The sequence below is a fragment of the Streptomyces sp. NPDC046197 genome (assembly GCF_040646295.1).
Taxonomy (GTDB): domain Bacteria; phylum Actinomycetota; class Actinomycetes; order Streptomycetales; family Streptomycetaceae; genus Streptomyces.
The window spans coordinates 37,175-53,350 of record NZ_JBEYZY010000019.1 but is presented as its reverse complement, the minus strand read 5'-3'; the positions used below and the strand labels follow the sequence as shown (position 1 = coordinate 53,350).

The following is a 16,176-nucleotide window of genomic DNA, read 5'->3' as shown; positions in this document are numbered from 1 at the left end:
GCGCCCCTTCCAACTCGGCCCCGCCTTCGGCCGACCGCGACGGGACATTCCCCGGATCACGGACGGTTGCGCCGGGTCCGACCGGGTACGCGAGCAGGGCCGCGTCCGGGCCGTCACGCCCCGGGTGGGCGCCCAACCGCTGCGACCAGGGAATTCGCCATGGAGACACCCGCCAACGACAACACCGCCACGCCGGCCCAGCAGGCGCTGGACGTGCTGGCCGAGAACGCCGAGGACACGGCGGCACTGGACACGCTGGCGAGCAGCGACGTGCTGGTCCCCGTGCCCGACGACGTGAGCGAAGAGGACGCCACCAACCCCTCGGCGGTGGCGCTGCCGGTCCTGGAGCAGCCGGGCGGCGTGCCCGTGGTCCCGGTGTTCACCTCCGAACTGGAGATGTCCGAGCTGCTGCCGTTCATCTCGCGTTACCGCCTCGTGCCGCTCGGTGCCCTCGCCTCGCAATGGCCGGCCGACGAGCTGTCGCTGACCATAGACGCCAACTCCCCGCACGGCCTGACGCTCACCTCGGAAGGCGTCCGGACCCTGCTGGCCCGTCCGCAGGGCTGAACGCCGGGCTCTGCCCGGGAAGATCGGCCGGATCTCTTCCCCGTGGTCGAGTGGGCCGACCGCTTCCAGCGGGAAAACCCCACCCGACCGAGCCGACGGGAAGGGGTGCGATCGACGTGAGGGTCGTCCTGCTCGGCACCGCGGCAGGCGGGGGAGTCCCCCAGTGGAACTGCGCCTGCACGCTGTGCGCCGCCGCCCGTGACGGCAAGCTGCCCTCCCGTACGCAGGATTGCGCGGCCGTCACCGGAAACTCCCGCGACTGGTGGCTGCTCAACGCCTCGCCCGATCTGCGCACCCAGCTCACCGCCACCGCCGCGCTGTGGCCGGGCCCCGGCCCCCGGGACACCCCGGTGCGTGGCGTGCTGCTCACCGACGCCGAGGCCGACCACGCCGGCGGGCTGACCGTGCTGCGGGGAGCGGCGGGCCTGAAGGTGTACGCGGCACCACCCGTCACCGCGGCGCTGGCGCCGCTGCGCGGGCAGCTCGACAGCTACGGCCCCTGGGAGTGGGCCGACAGCCGGGCCGACGGGGGATTCGTGCTGCCCGGCGGCCTCGTCGTCACGGCGCACCCGGTCGGCGGGAAGGTCCCCAAGTACGTGCCCGATCCCGTCCCGGACCCGGGATGGGTGGTCGCCTACCGCATCGAGGACCTCGCCACCGGCGGGGTTCTGGTCTACGCGCCCTGTGTCGGCGCTTGGTCCCCGCTGCTCGACGAGCTGCTGTCCGGTGCGGACTGCGCGCTGGTGGACGGCACGTTCCACACGCCCGCCGAGATGGGTACCGCGGTGCGCGACGGCGGGGGCCAGGCGGCCATGGGACACCTGCCGGTGAGCGGCGCGCACGGGAGTCTGGCGGCCCTCGCCCGCCATCCCGGCCGGCGGCGGATCTACACCCACCTCAACAACACCAACCCGCTGCTCGACCCCGCCTCGGCGGCCCGTGCGCAGACGGCCGGAACGGGGATCGAGGTGCCGCTGGACGGGGACGAGCTGGTGGTCTAGGGGGTGTCGTTCAGCATGCGGGCCAGCACCGCCCGTTGCAGTGGCAGTACCTCCGTGTGCAGGTCACGGCCCTTCCCGGTCAGGCAGACCCACACCCCGCGCCGGTCCTCCGCGCACACCGACCGCTCCACCAGCCCCTCCCTCTCCAGTCGGCCGATGAGGCGGGACAGGGCGCTCTGGCTGAGGTGCACCCGGCCGACGAGGTTCTGTACGCGGCACTGGTCGCCCTCCTCGGGCGATGCCGAGGCCAGGATGTCGAGCACCTCGAAGTCGCTCGCGCCCAGCCCGTGCGGGTGCAGTACCCGATCGATCTCGCACATCGTGCGTGCGTGGACGGACAGGATGTCCCGCCACTGTTTCTCCAGCCGGGCCTCGGCCGCGTTCGCTCCCATACCCCCAATGTTAATGCGCGTGCATCCACATGGGGCGGCGGCGCCACCACCGGCCCATGGCTCGGCCACCGGCCCATGGCTCGGCCACCGGCTTCGCGGCTCCGGCACCGGCTTCGCGGCTCGGGCGGCTCACGCAGCCCGGGCGAGCGCCCCACTCGCGGCCCCGGCTCACGCCTCCTGGATGAGCCCGACGAGGTTGCCGTCGGCGTCCTTCACCGACGCGATCAGCTTGCCGCCGCCGACGTCCCGCACATCCTGCAGCAGCTCGGCGTCCGCCTCCAGCAGCCCCGCCAGCCGTGCGCGGATGTCGGAGACGTGCCAGTACGGCACCGGCCCGGTCATGCCCTTCGCGTGCCCGTTGGGGTCGAGGCCCACATCCTGGCCGGCGTCCTTGAAGCCGACGAAGTAGGGCTGGTCGGCGTACGGCTCGACTTCCAGCAGCGCGGTGAACAGGGACTTCGCCCGGTCGAGGTCCTTGACGGGGTAGACGATGGTCTTGAGGCCGGCGGACATGTGCGTGCTCCTTGACGATGTGTGGGCCGACGGGTTCGGTCGGTGGCACCAGTCTGGGCCGGGGGAGCGGGGCAGGGCTTCTCGGATCCTGACCGATGACCCGGGTCTCGGATCCTGACCGGTCGCCCCGCGCCGTGCGCCCGGCGGCTGAGGCCAAGTCGCCTTCTGGTCAGGGGCGTTGGGTACCGGACAAGGGGCGGCCGGTTGCGGGGCGCGGCGGGTCGCGTCGCGCGAGAGTGGGCAGACCTGTGGCGAGGCGGCTTCGACGGAGGAGGCGGAGATGCTGAGGACTCCCGTCAGCCAGACGCGTCTGGCCATCCTGGAGTGGCTGAAGGACCCGGCCGCGCACTTCCCCCCGCAGCGCCACGGCGACCTGGTCGAGGACGGTGTGACCGCGCGGGCCGTCGCGGCCCGACTCGGGGTGCCCAGCCGGGTCGCCCGGACCCACCTCGGCCTGCTGGCGGACCTCGGCCTGCTGCGTACGCGGCGGGTGCGCCGCCGCACCTACTATCGCCGCGACGAGATGCGCATCGCCGAGGTGGCCCGGATGTTCGAGAAGGGCTGGTAACCAGCGGGTGAGCCGGGTACAAGTGCTGCCAGAATGAGCGGCCTTCCGAGGATGCGGCGACCGGACGGCATGCTGCCCGAGCGGCCCGCGGGCACCGAGCGCCCGGCCGTCACACGACCTGAAGGGCAGGCACCCATGGACCGTTCCTCCGCCCTCGTTCCGCGCGGATACGTCGCGATCGGGGGCCGTGGCCCCGAGGACGTCGTGGCCGACGGCCTCGGTCGCGTGCTCACCGGAGTGGAGGATGGTCGCATTCTTCGCATCGACGGCCTTTCGGACCCGTCGGCAGCCCGCGTCGAGGTGCTCGCGCAGACCGGCGGCCGGCCCCTGGGGCTCGAACTCCTCCCGGCGGGCGGGTTGTTGGTGTGCGACGCCGAACGTGGTCTGCTGCGGGTCGGTCTGGACGACGGTGACGTCCGCGTCCTCGCCGACTCGGTGGCGGGGGAGCCGCTGCGGTTCTGCAGCAACGTCGTCTCGCTGTCCGACGGCAGCGTGTACTTCACCGTCTCCACTCGCCGCTACCCCCTGCAGCAGTGGATCGGCGACATCGTCGAACACACCGGCACGGGACGGCTGCTGCGCCTCGCGCCCGGCAGCGACACCCCCGAAGTCGTCCTGGACGGACTGCAGTTCGCCAACGGGCTGGCCCCGAGCGCCGACGAGTCCTTCCTGATCGTCGCCGAGACCGGCGCGTGCCGTCTCGTCCGGCACTGGCTCACCAGTCCCCGCGCCGGGCGGACCGAGCCCTTCGTGGAGAACCTGCCGGGCATGCCCGACAACCTCTGGCGGGCGGGCAAGGCCGGGCCCGTCTGGGTCGCGCTGGCCGGCCCCCGGGTGCCCCCGCTGGACCTGCTGCACCGGGCCGGCCCCGCCGTACGCGCCGCCGCCTCCAGCGTCGCCGTCCGTGTCCCCTTCCGGCCGACCGGCACGGTCGGCGTGCTCGGCGTCGACGACGAGGGCCGTGTCGTCCACCACCTGGCCCGCCGCCGCTCCGGCTTCCGCATGGTCACCGCGGTCTGTGCGGCGGCCGGCCACCTGGTGCTGGGCAGCCTGTGGGAGCACGGCGTGGCGGTGTGCGCCGCACCGGGCCCGAAGTGACCCGGTCGGCTGTTCGGCGCTAACCTGTTGCGCGGCCGCGATCGCCTCGCGGCGCGGCGGTGGGGCCCGCCGTATCCGAACCGCGGCACCGGCGCCGCCAACGGTCCCTACTTGCGACGGCAACGGCCCCCGCATGTCCGGGGGGCCGGGCGAGTAGGAGACACACGATCATGACAGCCCCGGAAGCCGAGAGCCTCCGCGTCCGCCCGAGTGCGCCGCAGCGACGGGCCTGGCGCGGCGAGGCTCCGGTGGTCGCGGTGGTGGCGCTCGGCGGCATCCTCGGTGCCACGGCCCGCTACGCGGCCTCGCTGTGGTGGCCGACGCCGCCCGGCGGTTTTCCCTGGACGACCTTCTGGACCAACGTCGTCGGCTGCGCGGTGATCGGCGTGTTCATGGTGGTGATTACCGACGCATGGGCCGCCCACCGTCTCGTGCGGCCCTTCTTCGGCACCGGCGTGCTCGGCGGCTTCACCACCTTCTCCACCTACGCGGTCGACATCCAGCGGCTGGTCGGCTCCGGCCACACCCGTACCGGCCTTGCCTACCTGGCCGTGACCCTGCTCACGGCGCTCGCGGCGGTGTGGCTCGCCATGACGGCGACCCGCGCCGTCCTGGCGGGACGGAAGCGGGGACGGTATACCGGACATCCGAACTAATCGGGCAAAACGGGCGAGAAGGGTAAGAAGTCATTGTGAACTGGCTGTTGGTGGTCATAGGGGCCGCGATCGGCGCCCCGCTGCGCTACCTCACCGACCGCGCCGTGCAGTCCAGGCACCAATCCGTCTTCCCCTGGGGCACCTTCGTGGTGAACGTCACCGGCTGTCTGATCCTGGGTCTGCTGACCGGCGCCGCCGGTGTGGGCGCCGCGGGTCACCAGCTGCAGCTGCTGCTGGGTACCGGCCTGTGCGGGGCGCTGACCACGTACTCGACCTTCTCGTACGAGACCCTGAGGCTGACCGAGACCGGCGCCGGGCTCTACGCTGCCGCCAACGCCGTCGCGAGTGTGGCCGCGGGCCTCGGTGCCGCGTTCGCCGGCGTGTCGATCGCCGAAGCCCTGGGGGCGTAGTCACCGGGCCGTCATCTCGGCATAGTAAGACTGTCTACAGCACTGTCGACCAACTATCCTCAGAACTGGATCCCATGAGCGCCATCTCCGTCGGTCAGGCCGTCGTCCTCGGAGTCGTCGAGGGGGTGACCGAGTTCCTCCCCGTGTCCTCCACCGGCCACCTCAAGATCACTGAGGGGCTCATGAACATCCCCGTCGACGACAAGTCCGTCGTCGGGTTCTCCGCCGTCATCCAGGTCGGCGCGATCGCCGCCGTGCTCGTGTACTTCTTCAAGGACATCGTGCGCATCGTCTCCGCCTGGTTCCGCGGTCTGAGGAACCGCGAGGAGCGGGTGCACCACGACTACAAGTTCGCCTGGTGGGTGATCTACGCGACCATCCCGATCGTCCTCGTGGGTCTGGCCGCCAAGCCCCTGATCGACGGCCCGCTCGGTTCGCTGTGGGTGGTCGCCGGTTCGCTGATCGCCGGTTCGGTCGTGATGTGGTGCGCCGACCAGATGGGCCGGCACAAGCGCGGTGAGGACGACACCTCCTTGAAGGACGCGATGCTGGTCGGCTGCTCCCAGATCCTCGCCCTGCTCTTCCCCGGCTTCTCCCGCTCCGGCGCCACCATGTCCACCGCGCTCATCCTGGACCTGGACCGCGTCGCCGCCACCCGCCTCTCCTTCTTCCTCGGTATCCCCGCCCTGACCGGCGCCGGCCTCTACGAGCTCAAGGACGCCCTGGGTGCGGGGGTGGGCGCCGCCCCGCTGGCCGTCGGCACCGTCGTCTCCTTCGTGGTCGCCTATGCCTCCATCGCCTGGCTGCTGAAGTTCGTCGCGAAGCACTCCTTCAACGCCTTCGTCCTCTACCGGATCGTCGTCGGCGTGCTGCTGTTCGGCCTGCTGGGCACGGGCGTCCTCAGCGCCTGACGCCGTTGGTCCCTGGTCCCGCACGGGGTGTGACGCCGGTATCCGGGCGTCGCACCCCGTGCGCTTTTCCACACCGGATTTCTTGACAGCACCGTCCCGCAGGACCGAGGATCGCCCCGTGAACCTGTCAGACAGCCAGACAGGTGGTGTGGGCCCGCGGCGTGTCAGCGCCATGGAAGCGGTGCTCACCCACCTCCGCGGCGCCATCGAGCGCGGCCAGTACGCGATCGGCGACAAGCTCCCCTCCGAGGCCGAGCTGTGCCGCTCACTGGAGGTCTCCCGGCCGGTGCTGCGGGAGGCCCTGCGGGCCCTGCAGACGATGGGCCTGACCGTCTCCAGGACCGGCAAGGGCACCTTCGTCGTCGCCAACGCCGTGGAGGACCCCACCTTCGGCGACTACGCGGCCAGCGACCTGCTGGAGGTGCGCCGCCACGTGGAGGTTCCGGTCGCGGGCTACGCGGCGACCCGACGCACGCCCGAGGACCTGGACCACCTCGCCCACCTGCTGGAGCGGATGGAGCAGGAGACCGACACCACCTCCTGGGTGGCGCTCGACACCCTGTTCCACCTGGCCGTCGCGCAGGCCGCCCAGAACCCGGTCTTCCGCCGGGTGATCGAGGAGATCCGCGACGCGCTGGCGCGCCAGTCGGCCTTCCTCAATGAGCTGGGCGGCCGGCGCGAGCAGTCCAACCGTGAGCACCGGGCGATCGTCGAGGCGTTGATCGACGGCTGCGAACCGGACGCGGTGCAGGCCATGTCCCACCACCTCGACCGGGTCGAGACGACCCTCACCGACATCGTGCGTGCCCGGCGCACGGACACCCCCACACAAGGCGGACCCCAGGCGTGAGCGACCAGCTCCGCCTGCCGCCGACCATGGCGGCCCCGGCCCCGTGCCGGGTCGGCATCCGCGGCCGCACGGCACGCAGCTCCAGCAGGGCCGACGCGTGAGACCCACGCAGGTCCACGACAACCCACCGGTGGTACAGGCAGTGATGTACAGCAGCTCCCCCGCGGACGCTCCCGGCGTCCGAGAACCCAACCACGCACCCGTGGCCCACCTCGTCCGGGGCGGGGTGGTCGAAGGCATCCACTACGGCTCCGTGGCCGTCCTCGACGGCGACGGTCAGGTCCGCCACCGGCTCGGCGACATCGAGGCCGCCTTCTATCCGCGCTCGGCCCTCAAGCCCGTCCAGGCCGTGGCGATGGTCCGGGCCGGACTCCCGCTGGACGGTGAGCTGCTCTCGCTGGCCGCCGCCAGCCACTCGGGCGAGGAGTTCCACCTCGCCGGCACCCGCCGGATCCTGGAGCTCGCCGGGCTGGCCGAGCACCACCTGCGCAACGTGCCGGACCTGCCGTTCGACCCGGAGGTCCGCGACGCCTGGGTGCGCGAGGACCGCCCGCCCTCCCGGCTCGCCCAGAACTGCTCCGGCAAGCACGCGGCCATGCTCTGCACCTGCAAGCTCAACGGCTGGTCCCTGGACGACTACCTCGACCCCGCCCACCCGCTCCAGCAGGCGATCGCCGAGACCGTGGAGGACCTCACCGGGCAGCGCATCGCCCGGGTCACCGTCGACGGCTGCGGCGCGCCCCTGTTCGCCGTCTCGCTGCACGGACTCGCCCGCGCCGCCGCGCGCATCACCACCGCCGCGCCCGGCACCCCCGAGGCCCGCGTCGCCGACGCGATGCGCGAGCACGCGGAGATGGCCTCCGGCTCGGACCGGGACGTGGCGGCGCTGATGCGCGCGGTGCCCGGGTTGCTCGCCAAGGACGGCTTCGAGGGCGTCCAGGTGGCCGCGCTGCCGGACGGCCGGGCCATCGCCGTGAAGATAGCCGACGGCGCGAGCCGGGCGCGGATCCCCGTGGCGGCTGCAGCCCTCGCCCGGGCCGGTGTCGACCCGGCCCGGCTCGCCGGCTTCGCGGGGGAACCCCTGCTCGGCGGCGGCGAACCGGTCGGCTGCGTCCGGCCGGTGCACGCGCTGGACCCGGTCGCCGTGCCCGCCTGCGCCTGATCCCGCGCCGCAGCCCCCTACGACGCCCTCACCTGCGTACCTCCGAAAGAGGACCCACACCCTCATGACCGCCGCCACCCGAAGCGAACACGACCTGCTCGGCGACCGCGAGGTCCCCACCGACGCGTACTGGGGCGTCCACACCCTGCGCGCCACGGAGAACTTCCCCATCACCGGCACCCCGATCTCCGCCTACCCCCACCTGGTCGACGCCCTAGCGGCCGTCAAGTTGGCCGCCGCCCTCGCCAACGAGCAACTCGGCCTGCTGGAGCCGAAGAAGGCCGCCGCCATCGTGGCGGCCTGCCGGGAGATCCGGGCCGGCGCACTGCACGACCAGTTCGTCGTGGACGTCATCCAGGGCGGAGCCGGCACCTCGACCAACATGAACGCCAACGAGGTCGTCGCCAACCGGGCCCTGGAACTGCTGGGCCACGACAAGGGGCAGTACCAGTACCTGCACCCCAACGAGGACGTCAACCTCGGCCAGTCGACCAACGACGTCTACCCGACCGCCGTGAAGATCGGCACGGTCTTCGCCGTGCGCGGGCTGCTGAAGGCCATGGCGGTCCTCCAGGACGCCTTCGCCCGCAAGGCCGTCGAGTTCCGGGACGTGCTGAAGATGGGCCGCACCCAGCTCCAGGACGCGGTGCCGATGACGCTCGGGCAGGAGTTCTCGGCGTACGCCGTCATGCTCGAGGAGGACCGCAGCCGGCTCGCCGAGGCGGTCGAGCTGATCCACGAGATCAACCTCGGCGCCACCGCGATCGGCACCGGCCTCAACGCTCCCGCCGGATACGCGGAGTCGGCCCGCCGCCACCTGTCGGAGATCACCGGGCTGCCGCTGGTGACCGCCGCCAACCTGGTGGAGGCCACCCAGGACTGCGGTGCGTTCGTGCAGATGTCGGGCGTGCTCAAGCGGATCGCGGTCAAGCTCTCCAAGAGCTGCAACGACCTGCGTCTGCTGTCCTCCGGGCCGCGCGCGGGCCTCGGCGAGATCAACCTTCCACCGGTGCAGGCCGGTTCGAGCATCATGCCGGGCAAGGTCAACCCGGTGATCCCCGAGGTCGTCAACCAGGTCGCCTTCGAGGTGATCGGCAACGACGTCGCCATCACCATGGCCGCCGAGGCCGGACAGCTCCAGCTCAACGCCTTCGAGCCGGTCATCCTGCACTCCCTGTCGGAGAGCATCACACACCTGCGGAACGCCTGCCTGACCCTGGCCGAGCGCTGCGTCGACGGCATCACGGCCAACACCGAGGTGCTGCGCGCGACGGTGGAGAACTCCATCGGGCTGGTCACCGCGCTGAACCCGCACATCGGGTACACGGCCGCCACCGACATCGCCAAGGAAGCCCTCGCCACCGGCCGCGGCGTCGCCGAACTCGTCCTCGAGAAGGGCCTGTTGCCGGCCGAGCGGCTCGCCGACCTGCTGCGCCCGGAGGTCGTCGCGGGCAGCGGCGCGCCGGCGGCCTGAGCCGCGGATGCGCACCAGGACCGGGCCGGAGGCAGAATAGCGATCATGACGACGTCGTCCCTGACCTTCCAGCCGATCCTGGAGCGCATCGCGGAGGAGGTCGAACGGACGCCCGGCCGTGGGCGTCCCGCCGACTACATCCCGGCGCTCGCGGCCCGCGACCCGCGCGCCTTCGGCATGGCCGTCGCGGAGCTGGACGGCACGGTGTACGGGGTGGGCGACTGGCGCGAACCGTTCTCCGCGCAGTCCATCACCAAGGTGTTCACGCTCGCCCTCGACCTGGCCCGCGAGGGCGACGAGCTCTGGGAGCACGTGGGCCGGGAGCCGTCCGGCAACCCCTTCAACTCCCTGGTGCAGCTGGAGTACGAGAACGGCATCCCGCGCAACCCGTTCATCAACGCGGGTGCGCTCGTCGTCACCGACCGTCTGCAGACCCGCACCGGCGACGCGGCGGGGGAACTGCTCGCCTTCCTGCGTGCCGAGAGCGGCAACCCGGACCTGACCTTCGACCAGGAGATCGCCGCCTCCGAGACCGCTCACGGCGACCGCAATGCCGCGCTCGCCCACTTCATGGCGTCCTACGGCAACATCGACAACCTGGTGCCGGTCCTCCTCGACCAGTACTTCCGCCAGTGCTCCGTCGCCGCGTCCTGCGCCGACCTCGCCCTGGCCACCACCTTCCTGGCCCGGCACGGCATACGGGCCGACGGCTCCCGGCTGCTCACCCGCAGCCAGGCCAAGCAGGTCAACGCCGTGATGCTGACCTGCGGAACGTACGACGCGGCCGGCGACTTCGCCTACCGCGTCGGGCTGCCCGGCAAGAGCGGTGTGGGCGGCGGTGTCATCGCCGTCGTACCGGGCCGGTGCACGCTGTGCGTGTGGAGTCCCGGGCTGGACGAGCGCGGCAACTCGGTGGCCGGCGTGGCGGCCCTGGACCGCTTCACGACCCTCACCGGACTGTCGGTGTTCTGAAGCCGTACCTTGCGCGGGTCACCTGATCACGCGTCGGTCATGCGCAGGTCCCCGCCTGGAAGGCGGCCCGTCAAGTTCCGGCCATCCTGCGTTGACACGCTGACCGAGTGTTGGCCATGGCTTTTCCCGTCGATCTCCGCCGCTGCCAGGTGCTCGGGCTGGCAGGCACCACCTGCCTTGCGCTGGGCGGTGAGACGGCCGGGGCCCTGCCCGCCCGGGAGCTGCTGGCCCCCGCGTCCGCCCAGGCCGCCCTCGGCCTGGTCGGCGTGTACTTCGGCGTCGTCCTGCTGATCGCCGCCTGGGCGCTGCTCGGGCGGCTCGTCCACGGCACCGAGCCGCCGACGCCCCGCACCCTGCTGCTGGTCCTCGCCGTCTGGGCGGTCCCGCTGCTGATCGCGCCGCCGCTGTTCAGCCGGGACGTGTACAGCTACCTGGCGCAGGGTGCGATGGTCGACGCGCACATGGATGTGTACGCGCACGGCCCCGCCCAGCTCGGCGGCCCCCTCGCCGACGAGGTGGCCCCGCTGTGGCGGCACACCGGCGCCCCCTACGGGCCGGTGTTCCTCGCGGTCGCCTCCGCCCTGTCCGGTCTGACCCGGGGCGAGGTCCCCTCCGGGCTGGTCGGCATGCGGCTCGTCGCGCTGCTCGGAGTGGCGCTCATGGCGGCCGCGCTGCCCCGCCTCGCCCGGCCCAGCGGAGCCGACCCGGCTGCCGCGCTGTGGCTGGGCGCCCTCAACCCGCTGGTGCTGCTGCACCTGGTCGCGGGCGCCCACAACGATGCCATCATGCTGGGGCTGCTGGGCGTCGGACTGGTCGCGGCTCTCGGCCGGTGGCCGGTCCTCGGCGTGGTGCTGGTCACGCTCGCCGCCCTGGTCAAGGCACCTGCCGCGTTGGGACTCGCCGCCGTCGTGGTCCTCCAGATCCGTGCGGGGCGCCGGCCGGTGCCGGCCGTGCTGACCACGGCCGCGGCGGCGGCCGCCACCACCACGGCCGCGACGGCCGTCGCCGGCACCGGCTACGGCTGGATACGGGCTCTGGACACCCCGGTGTCCCCGCAGAACTGGGCGCTCACCAGCCTGCTCGGCCGCGCCACCGGCGCCGTGCTGGAGCGGCTCGGCAGCAACCTGGCCCCGCTGGCCGTCCCGGCCTGGCACCTACTGGGCCTCGCCGTCACCGCCGTCGCCGTCCTCTTCATCTGGATACGGCTGCGGCCGCGCCCCGTCTACGCGCTCGGCCTGAGCCTGGCCGCGGTGGCCGCCTTCGGCCCGGCGATCCGGCCCTGGTACGCCCTGTGGGGACTGTTCCTGATCGCCGCCGCCGCACCCACCACCTCCGTGCGGCACCGCATGGCGGCCGTGGCCGGCGTGCTGGCCCTCGCCGTCCTGCCGAGCGGCGGCCCGGCGGACACCGGACAGCTCGTCCTCGCGGTCTGTGGCGGTGTGCTCGGGGCCGTCGTTCTGTTGCAGGCACACCAGGCGGCCCGGGCCCCGGCGCTGGGGCGTGCCGTATGAGAGACAACGGGTGCCGGGACAAGGGGTCGGGGGCCTCGGTTTGAGAGACAACGGCTTGAGGGACAGCGGCTCGGGGGGCCTCGGCTTGAGACACGACGGCTCTGAGAACAACGGCCCTGAGAACAGCGGCTCTGGGGACAGCGGCTCCGGGAACAGCGGCTCTGGGGACAGCGGCTCCGGGAACAGCGGCTCTGGGGACAGCGGCTCCGGGAACAACGGCTCGGGGGACAGCGGCTCCGAGCACAGTGCCTCCGGGGACAGCGGCACGAAGTCCGACGACTCCGGGAGCCTCGGCTTGAAGGACAACGGCTTGCGGTTCCTCGGCCTGGGTCTGCCCCGCACCGACCGGGGCCAACTGCTCCTGGTCCTCGCCCTGGCCACCGCCGTCGCCGTCTTCACGGCGACGGTGCCGCTGCTGCGCGGCTGGTTCGACCTGCGGGTCTATTACGGAACCGTCGACAGCTGGGTCCACCACGGCGGCCGGATCTACGACTACGTCGTGCCGGGGACGACGTACGGCTTCACCTACCCGCCTTTCGCGGCCGTCTGCATGCTGCCGATGACACTGGTCGGCTGGCACACCGCGGTCGTCGTGGCCCTGCTGCTGAACCTGTCGGCCCTGGCCCTGGTCCTGCGCTTCCTCGCCGGACGGGAGTGGCGGCGGCACGGCTGGTTCCGCTGCGCGGTGGCCCTGTGCCTGCTGGCCCTGTTCGAGCCGCTCCGGGACACCCTGAGCTTCGGCCAGGTCAACCTGCTGCTGCTCGCCCTGGTGCTGACCGACGGCCGACTGCTGGCCACCGGCCGGGAACGCTGGGCGGGCGTCGGCATCGGGCTGGCGGCGGCGATCAAGCTCACGCCCGCGCTCTTCATCGGCCTGCTGCTGGTCGCCCGGCGGTGGCGGGCCGCCGCCGTCGCCACGGTCGTCGCGGGCGGGGCGACCGCGCTCGCTGCCTGCGTGTCCCCTGAAACCTCGCGCTTCTACTGGACGCAGGCCCTGTGGGACACGAGCCGGGTCGGACGCCTGGCCTACGTCTCCAACCAGTCGGTGCAGGGCATCCTGGCCCGGCTGGGCGAGACGAGTCACCCGGTCTGGATGCTGGCGGTCCTACCGGTGCTGGCCGTGTGGGTGTGGCGGACGCACCTGGCGGTGACGGCGGGGGACTGGCTCGCGGCGTTCGCCCTCACCGGGGCGGCGGCCTGCCTGGTCAGTCCGATCACCTGGGTGCACCACCTGGTGTGGCTGCTGCCGTCGCTGGCCGTGCTGCTGCGCGCGGGGCGGCGCCGGGTTGCGTTCGCCGTGTACGCGGTGCTGTGCACCAGCGTGGTGTGGCTGTGGTTCCACGACGCGTCCGGCATCGACGGCTTCCTCGGCAGCAACGCCTACACCTGGATCACCCTCGGCCTGCTGCTCCGGCTGCCGGTCGGTCAGTCGCGCGAGACCCTGCCGCCCTTGAACCGCAGCGTGAGCAGTACCGCGCCCGCGCCCAGACCGGCGGCGCACGCGATCGCTCCCGTCTCCGGCCAGTCCGACTCCTCGGTCGCCGCGGCCGCCGGGGCCACCACCACCGGACCCTTCGGCGAGGGGCGCAGCGCGTCGAGCGAACCGACGGGATCGACGTTGGCACCCGCGGCGAAGCCCCAGTCGAGCAGTGCACGCGCCTCCTCGTACACGGCGAAGCCGCCGCCCTCCTGAGGGTTCATCACGGTCACGACGAGGGTGCGCCCGCCCCGGTGGGCCGCGGAGACGAGCGTGTTGCCCGCGTGGCTGGTGTAGCCGTTCTTGATGCCGATCAGGCCTGGATACCGCGCCACGCCGTCGGCGCCGGTCAGCAGCCGGTTGGTGTTCTCGATCGTCTCGTACGCGCCGCTGTCGCCGGGAAACTGCGCGGTCACGGTGGAGCAGTAGCGTGCGAAGTCCGCGTTGCGCAGCCCGGCCCGGCCGAACACCGCCAGGTCGTAGGCCGAGGACACCTGCCCCTCGGCGTCGTAGCCGTCGGGTGAGACGACCGACGTGTCGAGGGCACCCAGGGCCCGGGCCTTCATCTGCATCTGCCGGGCCGTGTGCTCCCAGCCGCCGTTGAGCGCGGCGAGCACGTGCACGGCGTCGTTCCCGGAGTTGAGGAAGACCCCGCGCCACAGATCGGCGATCTGGTACGTGTGCCCCTCGGAGACCCCGACCAGGCTGCTTCCGGGTCCGATGCCCGCCAGTTCGCCCTGTGCGACGGTGTGCTGGAGGCCACTGGGCAGCCCCGGCAGCACGGTGAGGGCGAACAGGGTCTTCAGGGTGCTCGCGGGCGGCAGTTTCCGGTGCGCGTCGTGCGCGGCGAGGACTACGCCGGTGTCGGCGTCGGCCACCAGCCACGAGAGCGCGGAGACGGCCGGGACCTCGGGCGCGCCGGGGCGGGGCCGGACCTGCGTGCCGTCCTGCCGCAGCAGGGCCGGCTGAGGCACCGTCGCCTTCTGCTGCGCCGCCTTGTGTCGTCCGGGGGCGGTGGGGTCGGCTCCGGGCCGGGCCACCGCCGCCACGGGCGATGCCAGCACCAGCACGCCCGCCGCGCCGAGGGCGCAGGCGGACACGGCCACCCGTGAAGAGAATCCGATCGTCATATCGCAAACGTAGGAAGAGTCCGGCGGAAGGGAGACACTGCCGAGGGCCGAACGGGGTGCGCGAGCACCCGGATGCCCTAGCCGGGCCGGTCGCACGGGCTCCTCGCGGCGGCGGGCGCCGCCGCAGGACACGGTTCGCCCGGGAACCGTCCGCCGAGTCGCGATCCGGCGGAGCGTCAGTCGGGCAGTGTCGGCCGGATGCGGCGCAGGAACGCGGCGTTGTCCGGCGTTTCGCGCAGATGGCCCAGGAGCGTCTCCAGGCCGGCCTGGCCGTCGCGGGTCTGCAGGGCGCGGCGCAGACCGCGAACCGTCGCCAACTCGGTGGGAGTGAGGAGGAGTTCCTCGCGCCGGGTGCCGGACGGGTTGATGCCGACGGCCGGGAAGATGCGGCGGGAGGCCAGGTCGCGGTCCAGTCGCAGCTCCATGTTGCCGGTGCTCTTCAGCTCCTCGAAGAAGAAGTCGTCGGCGCGGGAGCCGGTCTCCACCAGGGCGGTGGCGAGGATGGTGAGGGAACCGCCCTCCTCGGCCAGACGGGCGGCGCCGAAGAGCCGCTTGGGGCCCTGCAGCGCGCCGGCGTCGACACCTCCACTGAGGGTGCGGCCACCGGCGGCGGCCGCGTTGTTGTGGGCCCGGCACAGCCGGGTCAGGGAGTCGAGCAGGATCACGACGTCCTCACCCGCCTCGACGAGCCGCTTGGCCCGCTCGACGACGAGTTCGGCGAGCGCGATGTGCTGCTTGGGCGTCCGGTCGAAGGTGGAGGCGTACACCTCGCCGCGCACGGAGCGCCGCATGTCGGTGACCTCCTCGGGACGCTCGTCCAGCAGTACCACCATGAGGCGGCATTCGGGGTGGTTGCCTGCGAGCGCGGCGGCGATCTGCTGGAGCAGGACGGTCTTGCCGGTCTTCGGCGGGGCCACGATGAGCCCGCGCTGCCCCTTGCCGACGGGAGCGATCAGGTCGGCGACCCGGCCGGTCAGGCCGGCGGCCGGGTGTTCGAGGCGGATCCGCTCGCGCGGGTGCAGGGGGGTCAGGTCACGGAAGTGGCGCCGGCCCCGCAGCTCGTTGGGTGCTTGGCCGTTGACGCGGGCGATCCCGGTCAGGGCGCGCTTCGGTCCGCGTACGCCTTCGACCAGATCGCCCTTGCGCAGGCCATGGCGGTGGATCAGGGCGGCGGAGACCTGTGGGTCGGACGCGGACGGCAGGCAGCTCACGGCGCGCAGATGGCCCTTCCCTGCGGCGTCGATGTCGAGGACACCGGTGACGAGCTGGTCGGCCGGGGACTGCTGGTGCAGTACCGGGGGGTGTTCGAGTGTGGTGGTCATTCAGGGTGGTCCTTTCGCGGACGGTGGGATGAGAGATGCGTGGGGGATTGCGAAAAGGGAGCGCGGGGGAGGGGAGGAGCCGCGAGCGGAGGCGTGCGACACGGCCTCCGGCGGCGGGGAACGCCACCTCGGGTGGGACTGAACACCGGACACGGCGAGCAG

The 16,176-nt window shown here is 72.5% G+C and carries 16 protein-coding genes and 1 pseudogene; 13 read left to right on the top strand and 4 right to left on the bottom strand.

What is annotated here, in order from left to right; all coding sequences use genetic code 11:
* Positions 1-159 precede the first annotated feature (159 nt).
* Positions 160-567, top strand: a complete 408-nt coding sequence (locus tag AB0A61_RS25315; RefSeq protein WP_361296386.1) for an SseB family protein — start codon at positions 160-162, stop codon at positions 565-567.
* 116 nt (positions 568-683) lie between these two features.
* A complete protein-coding gene (gene pqqB, locus AB0A61_RS25310) occupies positions 684-1,568 on the top strand; it encodes a pyrroloquinoline quinone biosynthesis protein PqqB (protein WP_361296383.1) in 885 nt (294 codons plus the stop codon).
* On the opposite strand, the gene AB0A61_RS25305 is transcribed toward pqqB, so the two are convergent.
* Together AB0A61_RS25305 and AB0A61_RS25300 are read right to left on the bottom strand one after the other, a co-directional pair.
* Positions 1,565-1,960, bottom strand: coding sequence for a MarR family transcriptional regulator (locus tag AB0A61_RS25305; protein WP_361296380.1), 396 nt, complete (start codon positions 1,958-1,960; stop codon positions 1,565-1,567). The two genes, pqqB and AB0A61_RS25305, sit on opposite strands and share 4 nt — an antisense overlap.
* 168 nt (positions 1,961-2,128) lie before the next feature.
* Positions 2,129-2,473: a VOC family protein gene (locus AB0A61_RS25300; RefSeq protein WP_361296377.1), complete on the bottom strand. Its 345-nt coding sequence runs from the start codon at positions 2,471-2,473 to the stop codon at positions 2,129-2,131.
* 280 nt (positions 2,474-2,753) lie between these two features.
* Between AB0A61_RS25300 and AB0A61_RS25295 the strand changes: the two genes are divergently transcribed.
* The 11 genes from AB0A61_RS25295 to AB0A61_RS25245 all read left to right on the top strand — a co-directional run bounded on the left by AB0A61_RS25295 (position 2,754) and on the right by AB0A61_RS25245 (position 13,778).
* The gene (locus AB0A61_RS25295; RefSeq protein WP_361296374.1) at positions 2,754-3,041 is read left to right on the top strand and encodes a helix-turn-helix domain-containing protein; all 288 of its coding nucleotides are present in this window, start codon (positions 2,754-2,756) and stop codon (positions 3,039-3,041) included.
* Positions 3,042-3,176: 135 nt separating this feature from the next.
* Positions 3,177-4,139 carry an SMP-30/gluconolactonase/LRE family protein gene (locus tag AB0A61_RS25290; RefSeq protein WP_361296670.1) on the top strand — a complete coding sequence of 321 codons (963 nt, stop codon included), beginning with the start codon at positions 3,177-3,179 and terminating at the stop codon, positions 4,137-4,139.
* A 170-nt stretch (positions 4,140-4,309) separates the two neighbouring features.
* The gene (locus tag AB0A61_RS25285; RefSeq protein ID WP_361296372.1) at positions 4,310-4,795 is read left to right on the top strand and encodes a CrcB family protein; all 486 of its coding nucleotides are present in this window, start codon (positions 4,310-4,312) and stop codon (positions 4,793-4,795) included.
* A gap of 35 nt (positions 4,796-4,830) precedes the next feature.
* A complete protein-coding gene (crcB, locus tag AB0A61_RS25280; RefSeq protein WP_361296369.1) occupies positions 4,831-5,205 on the top strand; it encodes a fluoride efflux transporter CrcB in 375 nt (124 codons plus the stop codon).
* Positions 5,206-5,279: 74 nt separating this feature from the next.
* Positions 5,280-6,116, top strand: a complete 837-nt coding sequence (locus tag AB0A61_RS25275; protein ID WP_361296366.1) for an undecaprenyl-diphosphate phosphatase — start codon at positions 5,280-5,282, stop codon at positions 6,114-6,116.
* A 172-nt stretch (positions 6,117-6,288) separates the two neighbouring features.
* Positions 6,289-6,966: a FadR/GntR family transcriptional regulator gene (locus AB0A61_RS25270; RefSeq protein WP_361296667.1), complete on the top strand. Its 678-nt coding sequence runs from the start codon at positions 6,289-6,291 to the stop codon at positions 6,964-6,966.
* A gap of 145 nt (positions 6,967-7,111) precedes the next feature.
* The gene (locus tag AB0A61_RS25265) at positions 7,112-8,128 is read left to right on the top strand and encodes an asparaginase (RefSeq protein ID WP_361296664.1); all 1,017 of its coding nucleotides are present in this window, start codon (positions 7,112-7,114) and stop codon (positions 8,126-8,128) included.
* Between the two features lie 64 nt (positions 8,129-8,192).
* Positions 8,193-9,602, top strand: a complete 1,410-nt coding sequence (gene aspA / locus AB0A61_RS25260) for an aspartate ammonia-lyase (protein WP_361296363.1) — start codon at positions 8,193-8,195, stop codon at positions 9,600-9,602.
* Between the two features lie 45 nt (positions 9,603-9,647).
* Positions 9,648-10,574 (top strand): glutaminase, encoded by a 927-nt coding sequence (locus AB0A61_RS25255; protein WP_361296360.1) that lies wholly within the window; start codon positions 9,648-9,650, stop codon positions 10,572-10,574.
* 116 nt (positions 10,575-10,690) lie between these two features.
* On the top strand, positions 10,691-12,085 hold the full coding sequence (gene mptB, locus AB0A61_RS25250; RefSeq protein ID WP_361296357.1) for a polyprenol phosphomannose-dependent alpha 1,6 mannosyltransferase MptB: 1,395 nt from the start codon (positions 10,691-10,693) through the stop codon (positions 12,083-12,085).
* A gap of 325 nt (positions 12,086-12,410) precedes the next feature.
* A complete protein-coding gene (locus tag AB0A61_RS25245) occupies positions 12,411-13,778 on the top strand; it encodes a glycosyltransferase 87 family protein (RefSeq protein ID WP_361296661.1) in 1,368 nt (455 codons plus the stop codon).
* Between the two features lie 11 nt (positions 13,779-13,789).
* Here AB0A61_RS25245 and AB0A61_RS25240 read toward each other — a convergent pair.
* Both AB0A61_RS25240 and rho read right to left on the bottom strand, forming a co-directional pair.
* Positions 13,790-14,692: pseudogene (locus tag AB0A61_RS25240) on the bottom strand (D-alanyl-D-alanine carboxypeptidase); the annotation flags it as partial.
* A gap of 176 nt (positions 14,693-14,868) precedes the next feature.
* Complete coding sequence (gene rho, locus AB0A61_RS25235) at positions 14,869-16,014, bottom strand: transcription termination factor Rho (protein WP_361296354.1); 1,146 nt, start codon at positions 16,012-16,014, stop codon at positions 14,869-14,871.
* Positions 16,015-16,176 lie beyond the last annotated feature (162 nt).

Bases quoted from the DNA above. Each gene is read 5' to 3' on its own strand.
- aspA (WP_361296363.1), top strand. From the start codon at position 8,193: ATGACCGCCGCCACCCGAAGCGAACACGACCTGCTCGGCGACCGCGAG.
- AB0A61_RS25270 (WP_361296667.1), top strand. From the start codon at position 6,289: ATGGAAGCGGTGCTCACCCACCTCCGCGGCGCCATCGAGCGCGGCCAG.
- AB0A61_RS25265 (WP_361296664.1), top strand. From the start codon at position 7,112: ATGTACAGCAGCTCCCCCGCGGACGCTCCCGGCGTCCGAGAACCCAAC.
- AB0A61_RS25305 (WP_361296380.1), bottom strand. From the start codon at position 1,960: ATGGGAGCGAACGCGGCCGAGGCCCGGCTGGAGAAACAGTGGCGGGAC.
- mptB (WP_361296357.1), top strand. From the start codon at position 10,691: ATGGCTTTTCCCGTCGATCTCCGCCGCTGCCAGGTGCTCGGGCTGGCA.
- AB0A61_RS25295 (WP_361296374.1), top strand. From the start codon at position 2,754: ATGCTGAGGACTCCCGTCAGCCAGACGCGTCTGGCCATCCTGGAGTGG.
- AB0A61_RS25315 (WP_361296386.1), top strand. From the start codon at position 160: ATGGAGACACCCGCCAACGACAACACCGCCACGCCGGCCCAGCAGGCG.
- AB0A61_RS25300 (WP_361296377.1), bottom strand. From the start codon at position 2,473: ATGTCCGCCGGCCTCAAGACCATCGTCTACCCCGTCAAGGACCTCGAC.
- AB0A61_RS25285 (WP_361296372.1), top strand. From the start codon at position 4,310: ATGACAGCCCCGGAAGCCGAGAGCCTCCGCGTCCGCCCGAGTGCGCCG.
- AB0A61_RS25255 (WP_361296360.1), top strand. From the start codon at position 9,648: ATGACGACGTCGTCCCTGACCTTCCAGCCGATCCTGGAGCGCATCGCG.
- AB0A61_RS25275 (WP_361296366.1), top strand. From the start codon at position 5,280: ATGAGCGCCATCTCCGTCGGTCAGGCCGTCGTCCTCGGAGTCGTCGAG.
- AB0A61_RS25290 (WP_361296670.1), top strand. From the start codon at position 3,177: ATGGACCGTTCCTCCGCCCTCGTTCCGCGCGGATACGTCGCGATCGGG.
- rho (WP_361296354.1), bottom strand. From the start codon at position 16,014: ATGACCACCACACTCGAACACCCCCCGGTACTGCACCAGCAGTCCCCG.